Raw genomic sequence first — 21,267 nt, forward strand, 5'->3', positions numbered from 1 at the left:
CATATCCACTAAGGCACGTCGCCACATCGTTCGCGTTACGAATACCAAAGAAGGCGAACTCGTCAACCATGAGCCGAGCTACAATTTGCGTCCTTCCCGCACGCTGCATACTTACCTTAATTGCATATAGCTCTTGCTGTCCGACCAGGAACATGAACAGCTTGATCTGCATGCGGTCGAGATGGTCCTGCACATCGCGTAGCCATTCATATTCGTTTTCTGCGAGACGCTGCGCCTCGTCGACAAACATAATGGCAGTGCCGCTTCCGTTCTTTGAGCAGGCCTCTTTTATTTTGTTAATCAGGCGAATCCGTTTCGTAGGGTTCGAACCTGAATCCGGTTCGGGATATCCGACGGCGTCGAGTAAATTGGTAAAGAACGGCCCTTCTGCATGGCGCGGTTTGTGTTCAGCCTGCAGGTGGTACGTCGTGATCTTCGGGTGCGTTTCAGCCAACAAAAGGCGCAAGTATTCAATGGCACGCGTCTTTCCAATTCTTGAGGGACCGTATATCAAGGCGCCTGTGGTTCGGTATCGCAAGCAGCGATTGACCAGCTCAAAGAACGCCTGAATTGCAGGTGTAGCAATACGGTAGTTGCCGGTTGCGATCGGGTGCATGTCCTGATCGATCGGGCGTGCAATTCTGGTTGCCATAAGCCTCCTTGCTGACCGCTGTAGTGGTTAAATACTCGTGGTGTAGCCGAAACCGATAGTGAGAACCTCGGCCTTGGGTTTTTGGCTTGAGTCCCTCTTCTCTTCCGAGGTGCCGGTACCTTGGTGCTGCGGTAGAAGGCCTTCAGGTACCGGCCAACGCTGCGTATCGGATGCGGCCTCAGCTTCACTAAAGCCGGTCGGCGCGCTGGATAGAACTCTCGCCGTTCTTTCAAAGTCATTTGCAGCACGCCGACTGGTTTTCGCCTTGGCGCGTTTCTCCTGCATGAAGCCTTCCAGGAAATCGTGATCGAGTCTGAATTCCAGTCGTTTGCTGTCCCTCTTCTTCAGGATTTCCCGCCGCAGCTTCAAGTCATGCGTTATCTCACCCCACAGGCCTTGTGCTTTTAATACTCCGAGTTCCGAGCCGTCCGGCAGGAATGCTCGTACTGTACGGAGGTCATCGCTGTTGTAATAGATCCGCAGATCCTTTCCGAACAGGTCGGCGCTGGTTGCAAGGGTTACATTCGTGTAGCGCACCCGAAAAAGGTTGATGTGTGCACGTGTGCCTTGCGCCAGATAACCGCGTACCCGACATCGACGTGCCTTTTGCATTAGGCACAGCGTACGACGCTTCGGCTCTGGTAACCATGAAATCAGGTGCCCCTTCCCCCTTATGAAGTACTCCATCGCCTCCAGTGGCGAGCGGCCATTCAATCCAGCATGCGGCGTCGCGTTGTAGTTGGCAATCGACGCTTCCATCAGTTCTTCCATTTCCGAGAGGGAAATGAATAAACGCAAATTGCTCTTTGGGCTGCATAGTGCTCGTCGCACGTCCTGTGGGCTGGACCCGGTATATCCGGGCAGGCGTGACGAAAGCGTGCTGGCCACCGTGCCGAAGAACCGTTCGATGTATGGTCGATCGTTCGGTTGGTGTGGGGGTCCTGCATCTACCGCATAGCCAATGAACTCGCACAGAGCGCTAACGGTATCCTCGGCAAGGTTCGCCTTCGCGCTATCCAAACGGACGCGCTCCCAAACCGCATATCCAAGTTCGGGTAGCCTTCCGGATGGAAAGTCACCATGCATGCCGTATCCGACATTGGGTAGCGTGAAGGATCGTCGTACGTGCGGCGTCAAGGCATTCTCTATCGTCTTGATGACATCGTAGCGGCTGTATTCTCTCGAGAGAACAAGGTTATAGCCGAGTACGGCGCGGGTGCACACATCAATTATTACCAGTAGCCAGATGCGTTCGATCTCGACTTCCTGCTCGAACCCAAGCGGATCTCGAATCACTATCTTTAGCCGTACATCCAGGCGGTGACCATCAAACTCTACAACCTGATAAGGGCGTAGCGGCCCTCGTCTAGGGCTGACGTCGGTATGGGGAATACCCTTTACACGCCCAGCCCCGGCCGCTCGGGAGGCAGTCCGAAACTTACTTAGCAATTCACTTTTGACGTAGACGGAAAGTGAACGCATGCCCATATGCCCGGTGTTAAGTGGATAGTCGGCACCAGTGATGCCAACCTTACGACATTGCTGTATAAAACCGGTATGCAAATTGGACAGATTTCGCAATCGCGTCTTTAGCTTTCCTTCTGTGCTGATTTGTTCGAGCACAACTGCGCGTTGGTCGATCTTTGTTTTAAGCCACGTCGCTAAAATTGGAAAGCGGTCAAGCAGCATGGCGAAAGCGCCAGCAAACCCTGCCCTTGTGCCTACATGGCCGGCCGACAAATCGCACTTACGAGTATAGGGTTCGACATGCCGGCTTTTCAGCAACGCGCGGAATCCAAAGATCTGTCCGTCTTCAGCTTGTTTCAGACAGCGATCCAGCAACCAATATAGCTGGCGGCTCTGGATGCCCGTTTGAGTAGCAATTTCCCGCAGCGTCGTTCCGCAGACATAAAGCTCGACGGCCTTGGCCCGTGCCATGAACGCTTTCCGCTTCTCAACCGGCAAGGCGTGGTGATCGACCGCAGGCCACGTACTCAAATCAATCTGCATGAAGTCACTACGACGTCGATTCATGGCCTGGCATTTTCCGGTTCGAAATGAGACAAGAACGAGAGCGGCTCGGTTCGTAACTGCGGGGCATGCAATCGGCCACGGTGAAGCAAGGTAAAAACGGCGGCGCGTACCGTAGTGGGATCTGACGTGCCCAACTCCTTCTCAATGAATGAAAGTTGCATTGGTTCGGACACGAACTTCTCGACCGATTTGAGGAAAGAATCGGTGAGGAGATCCCTGTATGAAGTAATCACTGGCAGCATTCGCTCCCAGTTCTCAATCCATGTGCGCATTGGGGCGAGCTCAGCACTTGGGATCGCCCTTACGTCATACTGTGTTGAGCCAATCGTTGTTGTAGATATTTGGCCGCTTTCACCGATAAGCAGCAGTGATTCACGATTGTCCTCCTTGACCCAATAGTCTGCCGGGATCCTGACTCCGCCGAAGTCGAGATAGGCCGGTCGTTCGCAATACAGCTGGACCGAAGGACTGGCTTCGAGGCGAACCCACTGGCTGTAGGCAGCCTCCCCGAAGCATTGAAGACGACGGCCGATTTTAAGGCCGTAGACGTCGATTCTCCGTGTCCCTCTTGGCCGTGCCATTGACACAGGGGCCTGGAAGCATGTTGTCAGTTTCTTCATGCCGACAACGTACGCCCGAAACGCAAAAGTCAAAGCTGCGAATAGCCAGAATTACTTCCCTCTGATACGAAACTCCAAATTTACTTCTTTTTGTACGCTAGTAAATTTGGCTGAAAATCGATGGCTTAGGAGCGGCAGGTGTCAAAAAATGCAGCCAAAATTACTTCGCTCTACGTTTGAGAATCGGTCGAGTTCATTTTTTGCATCAAGCTTAAAAACACTCACCATCTGAGCCAGTTGCGTAGCTTGCTCTTCCATCGCCGAGGCAGCCGCCGCTGCCTGTTCGACCAATGCGGCATTCTGCTGTGTAACTTGGTCCATCTGGCCCATTGCTTGGTTAACCTGTTCAATTCCCGCACTTTGCTCCTGCGTTGCAGCCGTGATTTCGCTCATGATGTCCGTGACTCGTTTGACGCTGTCGACAATTTCTTCCATGGTGATACCTGCTTGGTCGACCAGCTTGGCGCCATCCTCTACCGTGGCTACAGAGTCACTAATCAATGCCTTGATTTCCTTGGCTGCTGCTGCCGAGCGTTGTGCAAGATTGCGTACTTCACTTGCCACTACCGCGAAACCACGTCCCAGCTCACCTGCGCGGGCGGCTTCCACCGCAGCATTCAATGCAAGAATATTGGTTTGGAACGCAATACCGTCGATAACTATTAAAATATCGAACATACCAGTGCCCTTTCTCTTGCGTCGCCGCGCTATTACGGTGAAACGGTATCGCTGGGCGCGGCAACCCTGGCCTTTAAGGCCTCGCTCATAGGCAGGCCAAGGTTCTGGTTGTTCGGAGGAATCGGTGAAGTGAACCATTTTTCATAGATTTTGGTGAATTCACCTGATGCCATTTTTTCTTTCAAGACGCCATCAACAAAAGCCTTGAACTCTTGGTCATCTTTCGGGAGCATCAGACCGAAGTAGTCGAGGCGTGAAAGGCCGCCAAGGTTTGGGAGATAGGTATAGGCTTTCGGGTCGGGCGACGTAGCGACCAGACCTGCCAATATAATGTTGTCTTCAAAAAACGCCGAAGCGCGGCCTGTACGAAGCATCAAGATGGATTCGCTATGGTCTTTAGCTTGGGTGATCGTCAAACCTAGTTTATTGTCCGTATTAATTTTTTCCGCTACAGGTAAGTTGAGTGACCCTTGAGTGACTACGACTGTTTTTCCGCGGAGCTTGTTTGGATCATCGATTCCGCTTGATGTCGTGGTAAGCCATCGGGGCTGACTGACAAAGATCGCTACCGAAAACGCGACCTGCTTCTGACGGTCCAGCGTGTTCGTGGTGCCGCCGCATTCAATGTCGATCGTCCCATTCTGCAATAATGGAATACGGTTGGAAGCGTTGACAGGAACATAGGCCACCTTCAGGTTTGGTAGCTTTAACTCGGCCTTCGTTTTTTCAGCGACTGCGGCACAGAGGTCCAGTGAAAAGCCTACTGGCTTTTGACCGGTTCCTAGGTATGAGAACGGTATGGACGCCTCACGGTATCCTAGTGTGAGCGTTGTAGAAGAACGGATCTTCTCCAAGGTAGGACTCTTGGCATACACATTAGTAGCGCCGGTGAAACCGGCCACCGCCGCAATCATGACCATAAACGCCCGAGATGCTGTGAATTTCATGTTAATTCCCTCATTGATGTGAATGTAGAACGTCCGATGCGGCGATGTTGCCAGGTACTTAGGCTGCCTTGCGGGATGTCTCGTCCAGACTTTCCCGAAGCGACTTCTCCAGAATATCGACGGCCTGGTCGATTTCCTGCGTCGAGACCGTCAGTGGCGGTGCGATGCGCCAGACAGAGCCACGCTCGGGACGACGACGAATATTCATACTCAAACCCTTCTCGAAGCATTTCTTTGTCGTCAATGCACCAAGCTCGTGCGCCGGCGACCGTGAAGCACGGTCAGTGACCAGTTCCACTCCCAGCAGCAGCCCTGCTCCACGGACGTCACCGATGACCTCGTAGCGCTGCTGCAGCTCTTCAAACCGTCCGCGCAGATACTGCCCCATAACCCGCGAGCGCTCGACAAGGTTTTCCCTTGTCAGTACGTTGAGCACGGCCAGCCCAACTTCTGCTGTCAGCGGATCCGACACATGGCTGGTGTAGAAGGTGAAGTGCTTGTCATGGATCGCGTCCTCAATCTTCGCCGTCGTGGCAACCGCTGCCAGTGGCAATCCGCCGCCCAGGGTCTTCGACATGGTCATGATGTCTGGCACGACACCAAAGAACTCCGAACCGGTCTTGGTGCCGATCCGTCCAAAGGCGGTCTGCGCCTCGTCAAAGATCAACAGCATGCCGCGGTCATCCGCGGCCTTGCGGATTGCCTGCATGAACGACTTCGGCGGCACGAGCACACCACCGGCACTGATGATCGGTTCGATGATGATGGCTGCACCGCGGCCCGCGGACTGCATGTCAAACATCTTGAGCGCCAGGTTAAGGTTGGCCAGCGCCGCCTCTTCCTCGTTTGCGCCCTTGATATACGGACGGTAGGCATTTGGCTCAGGGATGATGAACACGCCCGGCGCCGGCACGCCGTAACCTTTGCGGTCGCTTGCAAAGGAAACGGTACTTGCCCCGCCGGTGATGCCGTGCCACGAGCCGCCCAGGGCAAGGATCTCGTAACCATCGGTGTACATCTTTGCCATGCGCAGCGCAACTTCCGTGGCTTCCGATCCGGTGTTGATGAAGATGGAACGCTTGAGATCGCCTGGCAGCCAGTCGCGGGCCAGCGTCTGCGCCAGCTCGACCACGACCTCGGGAATCATCCCGCTGAACATGTGAAACGCCTTTTGCCCAGCCCGGTTCACCGCTTCGACAATCGCAGGGTGGTTGTGTCCGATCGTGGCGCACATTTGGCCGGAGGTGAAGTCCAGGTACTCGCGGCCGTTACTATCGGTAACGATGGTACCCTTGGCGGACCGGAAAAGGTTCGGGAAGGCATCGCCGCCGTACCTGACCAGGAATTCCTTGGACGCTTGCAGTAGTGTTTCACTCATTTTTATCTCCGTTAGCGGTTTGCCGGCTGCTGCCACCATTGGCCGCCTAGGCCGGCAAAGTCATGTGGCGCTGTGTTGACCTCGGTGATGATGCTATCGAGGCTGCCCTCCCACCGCCAACGGAAAAAACTCAACACCCCGTTAAATCGGCTCAAGCGACGATTCAGTGCGCAACTGCCAATCCATATGGTGCAATGCAATAAAATGATGCGTTGCTGTTCCCTATAAATGGTTGGAACAGCTGTAGCACGCGACAAAAGTTCGGTACCAATTAAGGAAGAGATTTCGCGCTTGAGCGAATGACTATGTGGCGAAGCAGGCCGACACTTTGGCAACCTTCGCATCGAAAAGGCGGATCGTGCCTGTAACCAAATCTTTACAACAAGAGAAGAGGCAGCTTTAAACGGCTATTACGGATTTCCAGGCACTGCGACGCTTGCGGCCGTCGCTCTTGCTGTCGAAATCATCGGTTGAGAAAGAATTGGTTGAGGATTCAACCGGAAGCTTTCGTGTGTTTCAAGCTGCTGCCCAAAACCTAGATTCTTCCCGATCGACGGCCGCACCGGCCAGGCAATAACTGTAGTCCCGAGCAAAAGTAAATCTCTAAGCAACCTGTCGCCTGGACAAGTCAGCAAACTTCCCCTGCTGTTCTTTTTGCGTAACCAATTGGGGTTTTGAGCGAAATCTACGGATGTTTAACTGATATCTACCAGTTAGCTTCCAATCCATGATCGCAGTTTAATTATAGATTGCATCGAGTAGCAGATAAGTCTGTAAGACTTGTTCGGAACCCCAAATACGCTTTATGTAAAATTGAATCAATAAGTTTGAAACGATGCTGATGAGTGTACCAACTCGACGGCATCTACTCGATCCAACCCGTAAAGTGCGATTTCGCACGGTCACATAATTGAGCTTTTCGGTACTAGGCAGGAAATCGTGCATGATCGTGATCATCTGCCGATATGATAGTTTTGCGGCCAGCTTTGCTTTAAGAAGGAGCAGGTCCGGTGCAGCGCGTTCCGGAATGATCTGCGACATCGAGCTAAACAAGCCTTCCAGATAATATGGCGGCTCGCAAGGACAGGACATAACCGGGGACTGCGGACACTGACCGTGCCGAATACCGTGTCCACCTTGAGGCGCCTGTAGTCCTTCAGCCGGAGCTGTCGGCGGCAGTTATTACAGAAGCTTCGAACTTCGCAATACTCGCAAGCCTAAGCGGGGATGAAGAATTTCTACAGATTGGACAGGATCTGCTTGCCGTCTGCCAGCGACAAGCCGAGGCACTCAGGTTCAAGTTCAGAAACAGGTCGATCAAACTGTGCCACCTCGACGGCCATGGTCTCTCCCCAATCCGTGACCAGCTCAGCCCGAACAATGATCTTCATCACGCCCCTTGATTTTTGTTTTTTATAACTGACTACTTTTCTCGTCTTACCCCTCATTCCCAAAAAAGCCAAACTTTTCAAGATTTCATCATACCAAAAAATTAACCCACCATATTCTTAACAGTCCCGTCCGCATCCTCTATAATCATCAGAGCCGAGCGTTACCGTCGGAACTTGCTAACGGTTCGCACCTTGGAAATTATATATTGGGTAGCGCTAACACCTACCTCGGCGCGGATCATAAATATGCCTTTTAAATTCGATTTGTAATGGACACTCGTCGCATGTCATTGACGGAAGACCTAGTCGCCCTGACCTGTCGGCCGGTTAGTGATTCCGGTCCTCTTCAAGGAGTTTTTTACCATTCGGACGATGATTACAGAACGATGGTGGATGCCGTCCTCGAAGCACATCCCGCAGGAAAAGACGCTTGGTTATTTGCGTTTGGGTCGCTCATCTGGAAACCGGAATGTGAATATCTGGAGGAGCTCTGCGGTATCGCACCAGGATGGCATCGTTCTTTTTGTTTTCGCATCCAGCGTCATCGTGGCACGCAAGAATTTCCCGGACTGATGATGTCTCTTGACCGAGGTGGTCAATGTAAAGGCATCCTCTTCCGATTATCAGGTCGTACGTTACGAGAACAACTCGAAAAGTTGTGCCGGCGGGAGATTACGGTCAAACCCGCAAACACCGTACCACGTTGGATCAAGGTCGTAAGCGGAGGCAAGCCTCTGCGGGCCATAGCTTTTGTGATGAATCGACAGGCTAATGCCTACGTGGGTAAGCTTCAGCACAGCGAAATAGCGGATATCTTGGCAAGGGCATGCGGCCATTGGGGGTCCGGGGCGGAATATCTTTTCCACACGGTACGTAACCTTGAGGAACGGGGAATTCACGACCGATATTTATGGCAGCTCCAACGACTTGTGGCAGAACGCATTGCGGCAAACCAGCATTCTTTGTACGATTAAAGCAGGACCTTAGTTACGCGCAATATAACGCAGCATTGCTCTAAGCTAATATTTCTAAGAATGCGCCCACAGAACCAAGCGTACATCGCGGCAAAGCCGCGCGCAACTGCCTACAGATCATCCACTATGGATACGCTTCTGATAACCGCGGCCAGATCAGCATCAAACGAAACAAACCGCATGCTATTTCTTGAGGCATACCGCCGATGACCACAATAGACATGGGAACGTAAGCTTTGACTGCTAACAATTTATTAATCGGCGTATTCATTTCTTATTTCTTTACCTGCGACGGCTTGAACCCTCATGAGCGACATAGCTCGGTCCTGTCGCATGCACATCCCGAGCCAATTCCAGCGGTGCTCGTCAAGACAGTTGTCGCGTAAATTAAGCTGCCACCTTCAATGCCGTGGCTGGCGGCGGATTGAGCCATACGTGATCCGGAGCCTGCCAGGAGCGCGTATGCTGCTTCCATCGCAGCGGATGCCGTTGACGTGCTGCCTCGTAGACGGCACGGCGCTGGACCAGCAAGGGTTCAGCCGTACCGTTGTGACGTTGCTCTGGCGTTACGTAAGCAATGCCGCTATGCCGGTGGTTGCCGTTGTACCAGGTAACAAACCGCAGCACCCACTCACGCGCAGCGGCGATCGTTTCAAAGCCACCAGGTGGATAGCCAGGCGCATACTTGCAAGTCCGGAACCACGCTTCAATATGGGCATTGTCATCCGAGACACCGGGACGGCTGTGTGACGGTGTGATGCCCAGTGCCTGCAGCTTTGTCCTGAGTGTATAAGACGTCTGCGCTGCACCGTTATCGGCATGCAGGATTAGCGGTTGAGTCCGGCGCTGCTCACGCCAGCAGGCACGTTCGATCAGAGCAGCCGCTTCTTCACCGTTTTCCCGCTCATGCACTTCCCAGCCGACGAGCTTGCGGCTATACAGGTCCAGCACCGCATACAGGTAGAAGAACTGGCCCCGCACACCGCTGGGCAGGTAGGTCACATCCCACGACCATACTTGCCCAGGGCCGGTCGCCACATGCCGCACTGGCTGCGACGCTACGGGCGCCTTGCTGCGGCCACGATGGTGCTGCTGCTTTGCTTGCCGCAATACCCGGTAAAACGACGACTCCGAGGCCACATAAACGCCTTCATCGGCCAATTGCGGCACGATCTGCGCCGGTGGCAGGTCGGCAAAGCGGGGGGCATGGCACAAGGTCAGGATTTGCTGGCGTTCTTCCGGCGTAAGCTTGTGGCACGGTTCCGGTCGTTCGGCATGTGGGCGGGCATCGGCTTGCACCTGGCCCTCCCGCTGCCAGCGCTCGAACATGCGCAAGGAAATGCCCAGCTCTTCGCAGGCGCTCACCAGGCGTACACCGGCCTGTTGGGCTTGCAGGATGTCGGCAACGAGTTGCTGGCGCTGCGGCAACGCAGTCATGCGTCCTCGCCGTCGATCCGCAGCGCCTCGTACTTTCGCGACAGCACCAGTAAGGCCGCCGCTTCCGCCAGCGCCTTCTCCTTGCGCCGCAGATCTTTCTCCAAATCGCGGATGCGCTTTTTGTCCTGGGTACGCTCAGCTTTGCCATTGGCTACCTGGCCCAAGGCCATTTGCGCTTCGGCGCGCCAGCGGCGTACCTGTTCCACAAACAAGCCCTTTTGCCGGCAATACTCGGCCAGCTCTGCCTCGCCCAACGGCGCTGTTTCCAGCACCACGGCAAACTTGTCGGCCGCGCTCCAGTCTTCCGGATTCTGCCCGTCACCCGGTACGGCACGTCCCGCGCTACGAGCCTGCTTGCGCCACAGGTACAGTGTCGCTTCCGGAATGCCGGTGAGCTTGGCTACCTCAGACACCGGCTTGTTCTGCGGCGCACTCATCAACGTCAGCGCGTGTTCCTTCTTCTCTTTCGTGTATTGCGTCATTGCGGTCCTCGTCACCCCCAGAGTTTATAGAACTCCAGTCATTGGAGGCGACAACTATCATGACACAGGGGGTTCTGCTTAGCCTAGTCCGTCGACGCTGAAGCTTCGTAATCGAGTTTTAACATGCCAAAACCTTCGAGCTCACAGTAAATGCTGGCAACGAAGGTGCCGATTTCCCGCACCCATGGATCGAATAACAATAAGCTCTTTAATCCTCGAATGCAGTCTATCCGTTGCGCCTGTCGGTCCCAGTTCGATGTACCAGCGTGAAAAGTCAATGAATGCAGATGCCCCCATCAAACTTGCAGCCCGTTCAACACCAGAATAGGTTCCGTCATGAAGCACCCCAGCAAACAGCTTCATGCAAATAAATGGAATCTTATTTAAGTTGGCTGCATTTTTTACGTACCTAAGCAGTTCGAACATTCTGCTGTCGTCGAAATTAGTGCCACATACGATTGCGTGAAAGTGTGCACGTTGCTGAAGCAACCTTTGGGCATCGATGGTATGGCAAAATGTTAAAGAAAAGTCAGATCCGAGTTCACTCTCAAGACTCGCTAGAGCTTTGGGTCTAACCGCCATCAAAAGCTTAGGTTTGCACATTATTGCGATCTTCTAATCCAGTACACAGCAGATACATTGTGAAGGACGTAAACGCTAGCCTCATTGCTGCTACTTTAGTCAGGCCTAGCTTTTCTCTCGATGAAATGCATTGGGGTCATTCCGAGCACCCGCCGGAACATTACAATAAATGCAGAGGCGCTTCGATAACCGAGGTTGAGGGCCACGTTTTCCACCGTAAGACCCGCCTCAAGCAGAGGCATCGCAGTTATCACCCGGAGCCGCTGCCTCCATTCCGCAAAAGGCATTCCCAACTCACGCTGGCATCGTCGCATTAAAGTGCGTTCCGTCGTGTTCGCATCGCGAGCAAGCTCTGCAAGCGAACGCGTATCGCCGGGTTGATGGATAAGCGCCTGTAAAACGCGACCCAGGATAGGATCGTCCGAAGTGGGCAGGTAGCTTCCCATGAAAGTTGCGCCGGCCAGCTGATCTACCAGCACCTGCAAAAACCTCTCGTTCTCTTCTGAAAAGAGGGCTCCAGGCACCCGATTGCGCAAATGTTCAAGCATCGCCCTAAGAAGAGGACTTAACGCGACTGCACATGGGGATTGAGGAAGCCGATCGCAGAGCTCTTCCGCAACGTACAGTGAGCAGTGCCCCGTCTCCTCCGTATTCAGTTCCGAGCGCTGTACAGCCGGCGGCAGCCAGATAGCGTGCTGTGGCGGAGCCAGATAATGATTTCCCGCAACCGTTATCTTCATGACACCATTGGATCGATACACCAGTTCCCCCTGTGCTTGACGAGCCCGTAGACATGCGGCATTCGCCGGATCCAAAGGCGAGCGAAACAAAATCGAAGGAGCTGGAACTGCGTGAGATCGAGACGAATTGAAATACTTTTCTGCGGCTTTCATCACTTGGCCTCAATGATTGGGAAGGCGTTGCATCAAGTAGAACGAAACCGCGCCTCGCGATTTGGGATTCAGCTGCTCACGCTGCTGCGTTCAGAATAGCTCCCATTGCAAGGGTGCGATTGATCGCTTCGAAGACAGCAATTTTTAGGGACACCAACCTGAAGTGCATATACAGCCATTCCAAATTCAACATGGCCGTCAGGTGATTCATGATCTTGCTTTCTTGAACAACGAGGCAAATTCGCCAACGATTCCGCGACGGAAAGTGAGGACGCAGACGATGAACATGAAGCCGGTGACAATCGTGACGGACTCGCCGATCGACCGAAACCACTCTACGTTGGTCAGCGTCGCTAGCCAGTTACCCATGTCACCCAGCTTGTTTTCCAGCGCAATGATCACAATGGCACCCGCCACCGGACCAGCCAGCGTGCCCAGACCACCGACGAGCGTCATCAGCACCACCAAGCCCGACATGCTCCAGTGTACGTCCGTTAGCGTCTCAAAGCCCAGCACAACCGTCTTGGTCGCTCCTGCCAAACCCGACAGCGTCGCCGACAGCACGAACGCCAGTAGCTTGTAGCGGTCCACGTCATAGCCCAGCGAAATCGCACGCGGCTCGTTTTCCTTGATCGCCTTCATCACCTGCCCAAATGGCGAATGCACCGTGCGCACAATCACCGCAAAACCGACAATCGCAACAGCCAGCACCACAAAGTACAGCGTCAAATCGCTCGACAGATCCACCACGCCCAACAGCTTGCCGCGCGGCACACCCTGCATGCCATCCTCACCACCGGTAAAGGGCGCCTGCAGAAACACGAAGAACAGCATTTGCGCCAGCGCCAGCGTGATCATGGTGAAGTAGATGCCTTGGCGGCGAATAGCAAGCAGACCAATTGCTAGACCAATCATCGCCGCAGCCAGCATGCCGGCCACCAGTCCCAGCTCGAACGGCAGGCCGACATCGCGCAGAGCATAACCGGCAATGTAGCCAGCGCCGCCGAAGAAGGCCGCATGACCGAACGACAGCAGGCCCGTAAAGCCAATCAACAGGTTGAAGGCGCAGGCAAACAGCGCAAAGCACAGCACCTTCATCAGAAACACTGGATACACCACAAATGGTGCCACAATCGCAGCGATCAGTGCGATCGAATAACCGACTTTCTTATTCATGGACAACTCCTCATTTCTCTTTGCCGAACAAGCCTGCCGGACGGATCATCAGCACGATGGCCATGATGATGAAGACAACGGTGGCGGAGAGCTCGGGATAGAAGACCCGGGTCAGGCCTTCGATCACGCCCAGACCTAGGCCGGTGATGATCGAGCCGAGAATGGATCCCATGCCTCCAATGACGACGACCGCAAATACGACGATGATCAAGTTAGAGCCCATGAGCGGCGAGATCTGCACCACCGGGGCGGCCAGCACGCCGGCGAAGGCGGCCAGGGCCACGCCGAAGCCATAGGTGAGTGTGATCATCAGCGGCACGTTGATGCCAAAGGCTTCGACCAGTTTTGGGTTTTCGGTGCCGGCGCGCAGGTAGGCGCCCAGCTTGGTCTTCTCGATGACGAACCAGGTCGCCAGGCAGACAGCGAGAGAAACGAGAACCACCCAGGCACGATAGTTCGGCAGAGTCATGAAGCCCAGATCCATTGCACCCGTCAGTACGGAAGGCACCGAATAGGGCTGCCCCGATACCCCGTAGAAGGAGCGAAACAAGCCTTCCATCATGAGCGTGATACCGAAGGTAAGCAGCAAACCATAGAGGTGGTCGAGCTTATAAAGCCAGCGCAACATGCTTTTCTCGATGATGACGCCAACGGCACCCACCATGAAGGGTGCGGCCAGTAGCATGACCCAGTAGTTCATTTCAAAGTAATTCATCCCCATCCATGCGAGGAAGGCGCCCATCATGTAGAGCGCGCCGTGGGCGAAGTTGATGACATTGAGCAGGCCGAAGATGACCGCGAGGCCGAGCGACAACATCGCATAGAACGAGCCGTTGACCAGGCCCAGCAACAACTGGCTTAGCATGGCTTGCATAGGAATACCAAAGATTTCCATTACTTCCCCTTAAACGCCGAGCAATTCATTGAGCACTGGCATCTTGGCGTCAAGTTCGAACGAAGCGAAACTTTCGACAATTCGACCATGTTCCATGACATAGAACCGGTCCGCCAGCGGCGCGGCGAAACGGAAGTTTTGTTCGACCATGACAATGGTGTAACCCATGGACTTCAGGGTTTTGATCATGCGCGCTAGCGCTTGCACGATCACCGGCGCCAGGCCTTCAGAAATCTCGTCCAGAAGCAGCAGACGAGAACCGGTGCGCAGGATGCGGGCCACCGCCAACATCTGCTGTTCGCCGCCCGACAGGCGGCTGCCTTGGCTGTTGCGGCGCTCTTTCAGGTTGGAGAACATGCCGTAGATCTCTTCGATCGACATACCCTTCCCTGTCTTTGACACCATCGGCGGCAACATCAGGTTTTCTTCCGCCGACAATGAGGAGAAAATGCCCCGTTCTTCCGGGCAGTAGCCGACGCCAAGGTGCGCGATCTGGTAGGTTGGCATGCCGATTGATTCAACGCCGTTAATCTTGATCGAACCCTTGCGTGCACCTGTTAAGCCCATGATGGCGCGCATGGTGGTCGTTCGGCCAGCGCCGTTGCGGCCCAACAGTGTGACGACTTCCCCTGGTTTCACCACGAGATTCACATTGTGCAAAATGTGCGACTCGCCGTACCAAGCTTCCAGCTTGGTGATTTCAAGTGCTGCGGTTGCCATTAAAGTGCTCCTTCCAATGCGCAGGACGCAGTGCCCATGTAGGCTTCCATCACCTGTGAATTGCTTGAAACTTCGTTATAAGTACCTTCCGCCAAGATCGTGCCGCGCTGCAACACCGAGATGCGGTCGCAGATGCCGGACACCACGCTCATGTTGTGCTCGACCATTAGGATGGTGCGGCCGGCGGACACCTTCTTGATTAGCTCGGTAACCCGTTGCACATCTTCGTGGCCCATGCCCTGCGTCGGCTCGTCGAGCAGCATCAATTCAGGTTCCATCGCCAGCGTGGTCGCGATTTCCAGAGACCGCTTGCGACCGTAGGAAAGATCACCTGCAATTACATCCGAATAGCGGTCGAGACCAACTTCGGACAACAGGCAAACGGCCCTGTCATTCAAATGGTGCAGCGTTTTTTCACTCGACCAGAAATTGTAGGAGGATCCAACGCTCCGCTGGAGCGCCAGACGCACATTTTCAAGGACGGTCAAGTGTGGAAAGACTGCAGAAATTTGGAAGGACCGTACAACCCCGCTTCGTGCGGTCAGGGCAGCACGCTCGGACGTAATATCCCGACCTTTGAAGAGAATGTGACCGCGGCTCGGCGCAAGGAACTTAGTCAACAGGTTAAAACACGTGGTTTTCCCTGCCCCGTTCGGTCCAATAAGAGCATGAATGTTGCCCTCGTGAACTTTCAAGTTCACATTGCTGACTGCGGTAAAACCCTTGAATACCTTGGTTAGCCCTTTAGTCTCCAGAATAATTTTTCTCATTGTGTGCTCAATGCTTATCTACCGAAAATGAAAAACGTTAATAACTTCTCAAACTTAAGCCAACTCGGCGATCTCCAGGTGGGTAACGGGCGATGCTTGTGCCGCCGATCGCTATTCACAACGCCGTCGCAGCGCAACCTCAGCTCGGCGCCTTTCGCTGGGCCGCATGCCGGTGCATCATCTATTGGGATGTCCTAAATAGCCGATTCAGCCCGCGTGCGGCCGCAATTGCGTATGCCGCGGTCAGCACCTCGTCGCAATAGGCATGTCCATCCCCGATGGCTTAAACCAAGGTTTTAACCCAGTGAAGCAAGCGGCGATGGAGAATGTCAGCCTGCGTTCCATGCCCTGAACGCCGCTTATTAATCACTATCCGGCCCACGAAGCCGTTCAGCGCTGAGCCTGAGCAGATAAGGTGGCTGGGGCGGAACGCTCGCCTGCTATCGCGAGCCCTTTCATCGGTGAAGAGGGCGATGCAGCAAATTTGCTGGGGATACGGCCGGCCAGATATGCATCGCGCCCGGCTTCCACCGCCAGCTTCATTGCACGCGCCATTCGGAGCGGATCCTTGGCGCCTGCGATCGCAGTGTTCATCAGCACGCCGTCACAGCCCAGCTCCATCGCTATCGCTGCATCAGATGCCGTGCCGACCCCCGCATCCACCAGCACCGGCACCTTGGACTGCTCGATGATCAATGACAGATTCCACGGATTTAAAATGCCCATGCCGGAGCCGATCAAGGACGCCAGCGGCATCACCGCCACGCAGCCAATCTCTTCCAGCATGCGGGCCTGGATCGGATCGTCACTGCAATACACCATGACGTCGAAGCCCTCCTTTACCAGTTCCTCCGCTGCCTTGAGGGTTTCGGGCATGTTGGGAAACAGTGTCTTTTGGTCGCCCAGCACTTCAAGCTTCACCAGATTGTGGCCGCCCAGAAGTTCGCGCGCGAGTTGCAGTGTATAGACCGCATCCTTTGCACTGTAGCAGCCTGCGGTGTTTGGCAGAATGGTGTATTTCGATGGCGGGACCGCATCCAGCAGACTGGGCGCGTTGAGGTCTTGACCAACGTTCACACGTCGGATCGCGACTGTAATGATGTCCGCGCCGCTGGCTTCGGTCGCTAAGCGGGTTTCCTCGAAGTCGTGGTATTTGCCGCTGCCCACCAGCAGGCGCGAACGGTAAGTCTTGCCGGCTATGGTAAAGCCCTGGTCTTGGTGTGTTTCTTGTGTATTGCTCATGGCATTTCCTTGTTGCCCCCCGGCGGGGGGAGGGTGCATCGGGGATAGGTATCGTCCAACGGCGGCAGGCTTAACCGCCACCGATGGCCTTGACGATGTCAACTTTGTCGCTCGTCTGCAGCACTCGCTCCGCCCACATGGAGCGCGACACGACTTCGCGGTTGATCGCCACCGCCAGCGACTTGTTCATCAAATCGAGTGAGGCGATCAGGTCCTGCACGGTCTGGTTTTCCAGAACCACGTGCGCTTTGCCGTTCAATTCGATTTCCATAGCGACCCTATTGTTTTTGATACAGTTCAGCGCCGCTCTTGACGAACTCGACGGCCTTGACTTCCATGCCCTTCTTCAGGGCCTGCTCGTCGGAGATGCCTTGGCTGGCCGCGTAATCGCGTACATCCTGCGTAATCTTCATCGAGCAGAAATGCGGACCGCACATCGAGCAGAAGTGGGCGACCTTGGCTGAATCCTTCGGCAGCGTCTCGTCGTGGAATTCGCGCGCCTTGTCCGGGTCGAGGCCGATGTTGAACTGGTCTTCCCAGCGGAATTCGAAGCGCGCTTTGGACAAGGCGTTGTCGCGGATCTGCGCGCCGGGATGCCCCTTCGCCAGGTCGGCTGCATGTGCCGCCAGCTTGTAGGTGATGATGCCTTCCTTGACGTCATCCTTGTTCGGCAAGCCGAGGTGTTCCTTCGGCGTCACGTAGCACAGCATCGCCGTGCCATACCAGCCGATCATCGCGGCGCCGATGCCCGAAGTGATGTGGTCGTAGCCGGGGGCGATATCGGTGGTCAACGGCCCAAGCGTATAGAACGGCGCTTCATGGCACTGCTCCAGCTGCAGGTCCATGTTTTCCTTGATCAGGTGCATGGGCACATGGCCAGGGCCTTCGATCATGACCTGCACATCATGCTTCCAGGCGATCTGCGTAAGTTCACCGAGCGTCTTCAGTTCGCCCAGCTGCGCTTCGTCGTTCGCATCGTAAATCGAGCCAGGACGCAGGCCGTCGCCAAGCGAGAACGACACGTCATAGGCTTTCATGATTTCGCAGATGTCTTCGAAGTGCTCGTACAGGAAGGATTCCTTGTGATGCGCGAGACACCATTTCGCCATGATGGAACCACCGCGGGACACAATACCGGTCATGCGCTTGGCGGTCAGCGGCACGTACTGCAGGCGCACGCCGGCGTGGATGGTGAAGTAGTCGACGCCCTGCTCCGCCTGCTCGATCAGGGTGTCACGGAAAATTTCCCAGGTCATGTCTTCAGCCTTGCCATTGACCTTTTCCAGTGCCTGGTAAATCGGCACCGTGCCAATCGGCACCGGTGAATTGCGGATGATCCATTCGCGGGTTTCGTGGATGTGCTTGCCGGTCGACAAATCCATCACGGTATCGCCACCCCAGCGGATCGCCCAGGTCATTTTTTCCACTTCTTCGCCGATGGACGAGGTGACCGCCGAATTGCCAATGTTGGCGTTGATCTTGACGAGGAAATTGCGACCGATGATCATCGGTTCGATTTCCGGATGGTTGATGTTGGCGGGAATAATCGCGCGGCCGCAGGCGACTTCGGCGCGGACGAATTCCGGCGTAATCTCGGAGGGAATCGCCGCACCGAAGCTCTGGCCGGGATGCTGCCGGCCCATTAGGTCGGCCAGCTTCTGGCCCATCGGGCCGGAAGCTTTCAGGCTTTCCAGGTATTCGCGACGGCGCATGTTTTCACGAATCGCGATGTATTCCATTTCGGGCGTGACGATACCTTGGCGCGCGTAATGCATCTGGGTGACGTTCTTGCCGGCGACAGCGCGACGCGGCTTGCGGTGCAGATTGAAACGCAACTCGGCAAGCTTGGGGTCGTTCAGGCGCTCGATGCCGTATTTCGATGTCGGCCCGGGCAATTCCTCGGTATCGTTACGCTCCGCGATCCAGTCGGCGCGCAATGGCGCTAGGCCTGAGCGGATGTCGATCTTCACTATCGGGTCGCTATAGGGACCGGAGGTGTCATACACGGTGATCGGCGGATTCTTTTCCGCGCCAAATGAGCCTGGCGTATCGGCCTGGCTGATTTCACGCATCGGCACGCGAATATCGGGACGCGAGCCTTCGACATAGATCTTGCGGGAATTCGGGAGGGGCTGGATTGCTGCTTCGTCGACCGTGGCGGTTGCGGCGAGGAATTGCGGATTGGCGTTCATGGAATTCCTTTGTCGGTGAGGCGAAAGGCACATGGAGAGCGGACAGGCTGTTTTCCAGGTGTTCCCTTCGCTCGCATTACTCAGATCAGATACGAACGTATCTTTGGTTTCTCAAAAAGTATTTATGGATTTGAGGTAATCCGACTTCTCCGACTTTGGCCGACGACTTCGCGGCCAACCTCTCTGTCTACTAAAATAATGGCGTTATCACTACAACGTATCTGCGAGTTGCGGCACGATCTCGAACAGGTCGCCGACGACGCCATAATCCGCTATGGAGAAGATAGGCGCTTCCGGATCCTTGTTGATCGCGACAATGGTCTTCGAATCCTTCATGCCAGCCAAGTGCTGAATGGCGCCTGAGATGCCAACGGCGATATACAGCTGCGGCGCAACGATCTTACCGGTCTGGCCAACCTGCCAGTCGTTGGGAACGAAGCCGGCGTCGACGGCAGCACGGGATGCACCCATTGCGGCGCCGAGCTTGTCAGCCAGCGGCTCTAGGATCTTGAAGTTATCGCCCGAACCCATGCCGCGGCCACCGGAAACAATAATTTTGGCGGCAGTGAGCTCTGGACGGTCGGACTTTGCCAGTTCTCGGCTGACGAAGGACGACTTGCCAGAGTCGGCCGCGGCGGTGATTGTCTCTACGGCTGCGCTGCCGCCGGTCGCAGCGGCGTCAAAGCCCGTCGTACGCACGGTGATGACCTTGACCGGATCGTCGGACTGCACGGTAGCAATGGCGTTGCCGGCGTAGATTGGGCGCTCGAAGGTATCGGCCGAATCAACCTTCGTGATTTCGGAGATCTGGCCTACGTCCAGTCTGGCAGCAACACGCGGCAGGATGTTCTTGCCGTAGGCAGTGGCAGGAGCCAGAATGTGGGAATAACTGGTAGCAATGGCGGTAATCTGTTCGGCGACATTTTCAGCCAAGCCGTCGGCGAACTGGTCCGCGTCGGCCAGTAGCACCTTGGTGACGCCAGCAATCGTGGAAGCGGCTTCGGCGGCGGCGGCGGCATTGTGGCCGGCGATGAGGACGTGGACGTCATCGTCACATTGTACGGCTGCGGTAACGGTGTTGAGCGTGCTTCCCTTAAGCGAAGCGTTGTCGTGTTCAGCAATTACGAGTGCAGTCATAAGTATTTATTCTGTTGGCTATGGCCACAGTTCACTTTAAATTTTGAGAGGATGGGTGCTGACGATTGCTTAGGAGGGCCAAATCGTTTTCACCGACCTGCCATCCCAGTTGGCCCCTAATGACTTCGAGGCTCGGTAAAGGCCGACGGTGTAGGTAACGGCAGGCAAGCCATTCCCGTACAGTTTCCTTGGTCAGCGGGGTAACACTTTTGCAAGGCATAAAGAATATTTTCAAATGACCTTAGCTTCGTTCTTGAGCTTGGAGACTAGCTCTTCAACGCTCTTGACCATGATGCCGGCCGAACGCTTCGGTGGCTCGGACACTTTCAGTGTCTTCAGGCGCGGTGTCACGTCGACACCGATATCAGCCGGCTTGATGACTTCCAGCGGCTTCTTCTTTGCTTTCATGATGTTGGGCAGGGTCACATAGCGCGGCTCGTTCAGGCGCAGGTCGGTCGTGACAATCGCCGGCAGTGGCAGCGCCACGGTTTCCAGGCCGCCGTCGACTTCACGTGTCACAATTGCTACATCTCCTTCCAGAGTGACCTTGGAGGCGAAAGTTGCCTGACCCCAGCCCAGCAGGGCTGCCAACATCTGGCCGGTCTGGTTGCAGTCGTCGTCGATGGCTTGCTTGCCCAGGATGATCAACTGTGGCTGCTCCTTGTCGGCGACAGCCTTGAGCAGCTTGGCCACGGCCAGTGGCTGTAGTTCGACGTCAGTTTCAACCAGGATGCCGCGGTCCGCGCCAATCGCCATCGCGGTACGCAGGGTTTCCTTGCACTGCGTCACGCCGCAAGACACAGCGATGGCTTCGGTGACCTTGCCGCCCTCTTTCAGGCGGGTCGCTTCCTCAACGGCGATTTCGTCGAATGGATTCATCGACATCTTGACGTTGGCGATGTCCACGCCGCTGCCGTCGGATTTCACGCGGACCTTGACGTTGTAGTCCACCACGCGTTTGACTGGTACAAGAACTTTCATGGGGTAGTAATTAAATTAAAAAAGTAAGAGTGCAAATTGCATGACAGCGGCGATCAAGGGTAAAAGCCACGCATTTCGCGCGCTTG

Annotated in this window: 19 protein-coding genes and 2 pseudogenes; 1 reads left to right on the plus strand and 20 read right to left on the minus strand. The window is 55.1% G+C overall.

Annotation, left to right across the window (positions count from 1 at the left end):
• The 7 genes and pseudogenes from ACFQUU_RS22625 to ACFQUU_RS22655 all read right to left on the minus strand — a co-directional run.
• Positions 1–652 (minus strand): AAA family ATPase (locus ACFQUU_RS22625; protein WP_382250381.1); only part of this gene is annotated, 652 nt, incomplete at its 3' end.
• A 27-nt stretch (positions 653–679) separates the two neighbouring features.
• The gene (locus ACFQUU_RS22630; protein ID WP_382250382.1) at positions 680–2,686 is read right to left on the minus strand and encodes an integrase; all 2,007 of its coding nucleotides are present in this window, start codon (positions 2,684–2,686) and stop codon (positions 680–682) included.
• The gene (locus tag ACFQUU_RS22635) at positions 2,683–3,306 is read right to left on the minus strand and encodes a hypothetical protein (RefSeq protein ID WP_382250383.1); all 624 of its coding nucleotides are present in this window, start codon (positions 3,304–3,306) and stop codon (positions 2,683–2,685) included. The genes ACFQUU_RS22630 and ACFQUU_RS22635 overlap by 4 nt, the downstream gene beginning before the upstream one ends.
• A gap of 141 nt (positions 3,307–3,447) precedes the next feature.
• Positions 3,448–3,978: pseudogene (locus tag ACFQUU_RS22640) on the minus strand (methyl-accepting chemotaxis protein); the annotation flags it as partial.
• 38 nt (positions 3,979–4,016) lie between these two features.
• A complete protein-coding gene (locus ACFQUU_RS22645; RefSeq protein ID WP_382250384.1) occupies positions 4,017–4,931 on the minus strand; it encodes an amino acid ABC transporter substrate-binding protein in 915 nt (304 codons plus the stop codon).
• Between the two features lie 58 nt (positions 4,932–4,989).
• Positions 4,990–6,309, minus strand: a complete 1,320-nt coding sequence (locus ACFQUU_RS22650) for an aspartate aminotransferase family protein (RefSeq protein WP_382250385.1) — start codon at positions 6,307–6,309, stop codon at positions 4,990–4,992.
• Between the two features lie 1,238 nt (positions 6,310–7,547).
• Positions 7,548–7,700, minus strand: coding sequence for a hypothetical protein (locus ACFQUU_RS22655; RefSeq protein ID WP_382250386.1), 153 nt, complete (start codon positions 7,698–7,700; stop codon positions 7,548–7,550).
• A 284-nt stretch (positions 7,701–7,984) separates the two neighbouring features.
• Between ACFQUU_RS22655 and ACFQUU_RS22660 the strand changes: the two genes are divergently transcribed.
• A complete protein-coding gene (locus tag ACFQUU_RS22660; RefSeq protein ID WP_382250387.1) occupies positions 7,985–8,674 on the plus strand; it encodes a gamma-glutamylcyclotransferase in 690 nt (229 codons plus the stop codon).
• 387 nt (positions 8,675–9,061) lie between these two features.
• Here ACFQUU_RS22660 and ACFQUU_RS22665 read toward each other — a convergent pair.
• The 13 genes and pseudogenes from ACFQUU_RS22665 to ACFQUU_RS22725 form a co-directional block, all read right to left on the minus strand.
• A pseudogene (locus ACFQUU_RS22665) lies at positions 9,062–10,593 on the minus strand (IS3 family transposase).
• Positions 10,594–10,734: 141 nt separating this feature from the next.
• Positions 10,735–11,019 carry a hypothetical protein gene (locus tag ACFQUU_RS22670; RefSeq protein WP_382250388.1) on the minus strand — a complete coding sequence of 95 codons (285 nt, stop codon included), beginning with the start codon at positions 11,017–11,019 and terminating at the stop codon, positions 10,735–10,737.
• A 251-nt stretch (positions 11,020–11,270) separates the two neighbouring features.
• Entirely contained in the window at positions 11,271–12,068 is a 798-nt protein-coding gene (locus ACFQUU_RS22675; RefSeq protein WP_382250389.1) for a helix-turn-helix domain-containing protein, read from the minus strand.
• 76 nt (positions 12,069–12,144) lie between these two features.
• Positions 12,145–12,279 carry a hypothetical protein gene (locus tag ACFQUU_RS22680; protein WP_382250390.1) on the minus strand — a complete coding sequence of 45 codons (135 nt, stop codon included), beginning with the start codon at positions 12,277–12,279 and terminating at the stop codon, positions 12,145–12,147.
• Positions 12,276–13,244, minus strand: coding sequence for a branched-chain amino acid ABC transporter permease (locus ACFQUU_RS22685; RefSeq protein ID WP_382250391.1), 969 nt, complete (start codon positions 13,242–13,244; stop codon positions 12,276–12,278). The genes ACFQUU_RS22680 and ACFQUU_RS22685 overlap by 4 nt, the downstream gene beginning before the upstream one ends.
• Before the next feature lie 10 nt (positions 13,245–13,254).
• Positions 13,255–14,139 (minus strand): branched-chain amino acid ABC transporter permease, encoded by an 885-nt coding sequence (locus tag ACFQUU_RS22690; protein ID WP_382250392.1) that lies wholly within the window; start codon positions 14,137–14,139, stop codon positions 13,255–13,257.
• A 9-nt stretch (positions 14,140–14,148) separates the two neighbouring features.
• Positions 14,149–14,859 carry an ABC transporter ATP-binding protein gene (locus ACFQUU_RS22695; RefSeq protein WP_382250393.1) on the minus strand — a complete coding sequence of 237 codons (711 nt, stop codon included), beginning with the start codon at positions 14,857–14,859 and terminating at the stop codon, positions 14,149–14,151.
• Positions 14,859–15,629 (minus strand): ABC transporter ATP-binding protein, encoded by a 771-nt coding sequence (locus ACFQUU_RS22700; RefSeq protein WP_382250394.1) that lies wholly within the window; start codon positions 15,627–15,629, stop codon positions 14,859–14,861. Before ACFQUU_RS22700 ends, ACFQUU_RS22695 begins: the two co-directional genes overlap by 1 nt.
• 390 nt (positions 15,630–16,019) lie before the next feature.
• Positions 16,020–16,871: a thiazole synthase gene (locus ACFQUU_RS22705; protein WP_382250395.1), complete on the minus strand. Its 852-nt coding sequence runs from the start codon at positions 16,869–16,871 to the stop codon at positions 16,020–16,022.
• A 70-nt stretch (positions 16,872–16,941) separates the two neighbouring features.
• Positions 16,942–17,142, minus strand: coding sequence for a sulfur carrier protein ThiS (thiS, locus tag ACFQUU_RS22710; RefSeq protein ID WP_382250396.1), 201 nt, complete (start codon positions 17,140–17,142; stop codon positions 16,942–16,944).
• Positions 17,143–17,149: 7 nt separating this feature from the next.
• Complete coding sequence (gene thiC / locus ACFQUU_RS22715) at positions 17,150–19,063, minus strand: phosphomethylpyrimidine synthase ThiC (RefSeq protein WP_382250397.1); 1,914 nt, start codon at positions 19,061–19,063, stop codon at positions 17,150–17,152.
• 210 nt (positions 19,064–19,273) lie between these two features.
• The gene (locus tag ACFQUU_RS22720; RefSeq protein ID WP_382250398.1) at positions 19,274–20,200 is read right to left on the minus strand and encodes an electron transfer flavoprotein subunit alpha/FixB family protein; all 927 of its coding nucleotides are present in this window, start codon (positions 20,198–20,200) and stop codon (positions 19,274–19,276) included.
• 231 nt (positions 20,201–20,431) lie between these two features.
• A complete protein-coding gene (locus ACFQUU_RS22725; RefSeq protein ID WP_382250399.1) occupies positions 20,432–21,181 on the minus strand; it encodes an electron transfer flavoprotein subunit beta/FixA family protein in 750 nt (249 codons plus the stop codon).
• Positions 21,182–21,267 lie beyond the last annotated feature (86 nt).

It is taken from the genome of Herbaspirillum sp. GCM10030257 (genome assembly GCF_042666555.1).
GTDB lineage: Bacteria > Pseudomonadota > Gammaproteobacteria > Burkholderiales > Burkholderiaceae_D > Noviherbaspirillum.

Bases quoted from the DNA above. Each gene is read 5' to 3' on its own strand.
- ACFQUU_RS22630 (WP_382250382.1), bottom strand. From the start codon at position 2,686: ATGAATCGACGTCGTAGTGACTTCATGCAGATTGATTTGAGTACGTGG.
- ACFQUU_RS22635 (WP_382250383.1), bottom strand. From the start codon at position 3,306: ATGAAGAAACTGACAACATGCTTCCAGGCCCCTGTGTCAATGGCACGG.
- ACFQUU_RS22645 (WP_382250384.1), bottom strand. From the start codon at position 4,931: ATGAAATTCACAGCATCTCGGGCGTTTATGGTCATGATTGCGGCGGTG.
- ACFQUU_RS22650 (WP_382250385.1), bottom strand. From the start codon at position 6,309: ATGAGTGAAACACTACTGCAAGCGTCCAAGGAATTCCTGGTCAGGTAC.
- ACFQUU_RS22655 (WP_382250386.1), bottom strand. From the start codon at position 7,700: ATGAAGATCATTGTTCGGGCTGAGCTGGTCACGGATTGGGGAGAGACC.
- ACFQUU_RS22660 (WP_382250387.1), top strand. From the start codon at position 7,985: ATGTCATTGACGGAAGACCTAGTCGCCCTGACCTGTCGGCCGGTTAGT.
- ACFQUU_RS22670 (WP_382250388.1), bottom strand. From the start codon at position 11,019: ATGTTCGAACTGCTTAGGTACGTAAAAAATGCAGCCAACTTAAATAAG.
- ACFQUU_RS22675 (WP_382250389.1), bottom strand. From the start codon at position 12,068: ATGAAAGCCGCAGAAAAGTATTTCAATTCGTCTCGATCTCACGCAGTT.
- ACFQUU_RS22680 (WP_382250390.1), bottom strand. From the start codon at position 12,279: ATGAATCACCTGACGGCCATGTTGAATTTGGAATGGCTGTATATGCAC.
- ACFQUU_RS22685 (WP_382250391.1), bottom strand. From the start codon at position 13,244: ATGAATAAGAAAGTCGGTTATTCGATCGCACTGATCGCTGCGATTGTG.
- ACFQUU_RS22690 (WP_382250392.1), bottom strand. From the start codon at position 14,139: ATGGAAATCTTTGGTATTCCTATGCAAGCCATGCTAAGCCAGTTGTTG.
- ACFQUU_RS22695 (WP_382250393.1), bottom strand. From the start codon at position 14,859: ATGGCAACCGCAGCACTTGAAATCACCAAGCTGGAAGCTTGGTACGGC.
- ACFQUU_RS22700 (WP_382250394.1), bottom strand. From the start codon at position 15,629: ATGAGAAAAATTATTCTGGAGACTAAAGGGCTAACCAAGGTATTCAAG.
- ACFQUU_RS22705 (WP_382250395.1), bottom strand. From the start codon at position 16,871: ATGAGCAATACACAAGAAACACACCAAGACCAGGGCTTTACCATAGCC.
- thiS (WP_382250396.1), bottom strand. From the start codon at position 17,142: ATGGAAATCGAATTGAACGGCAAAGCGCACGTGGTTCTGGAAAACCAG.
- thiC (WP_382250397.1), bottom strand. From the start codon at position 19,063: ATGAACGCCAATCCGCAATTCCTCGCCGCAACCGCCACGGTCGACGAA.
- ACFQUU_RS22720 (WP_382250398.1), bottom strand. From the start codon at position 20,200: ATGACTGCACTCGTAATTGCTGAACACGACAACGCTTCGCTTAAGGGA.
- ACFQUU_RS22725 (WP_382250399.1), bottom strand. From the start codon at position 21,181: ATGAAAGTTCTTGTACCAGTCAAACGCGTGGTGGACTACAACGTCAAG.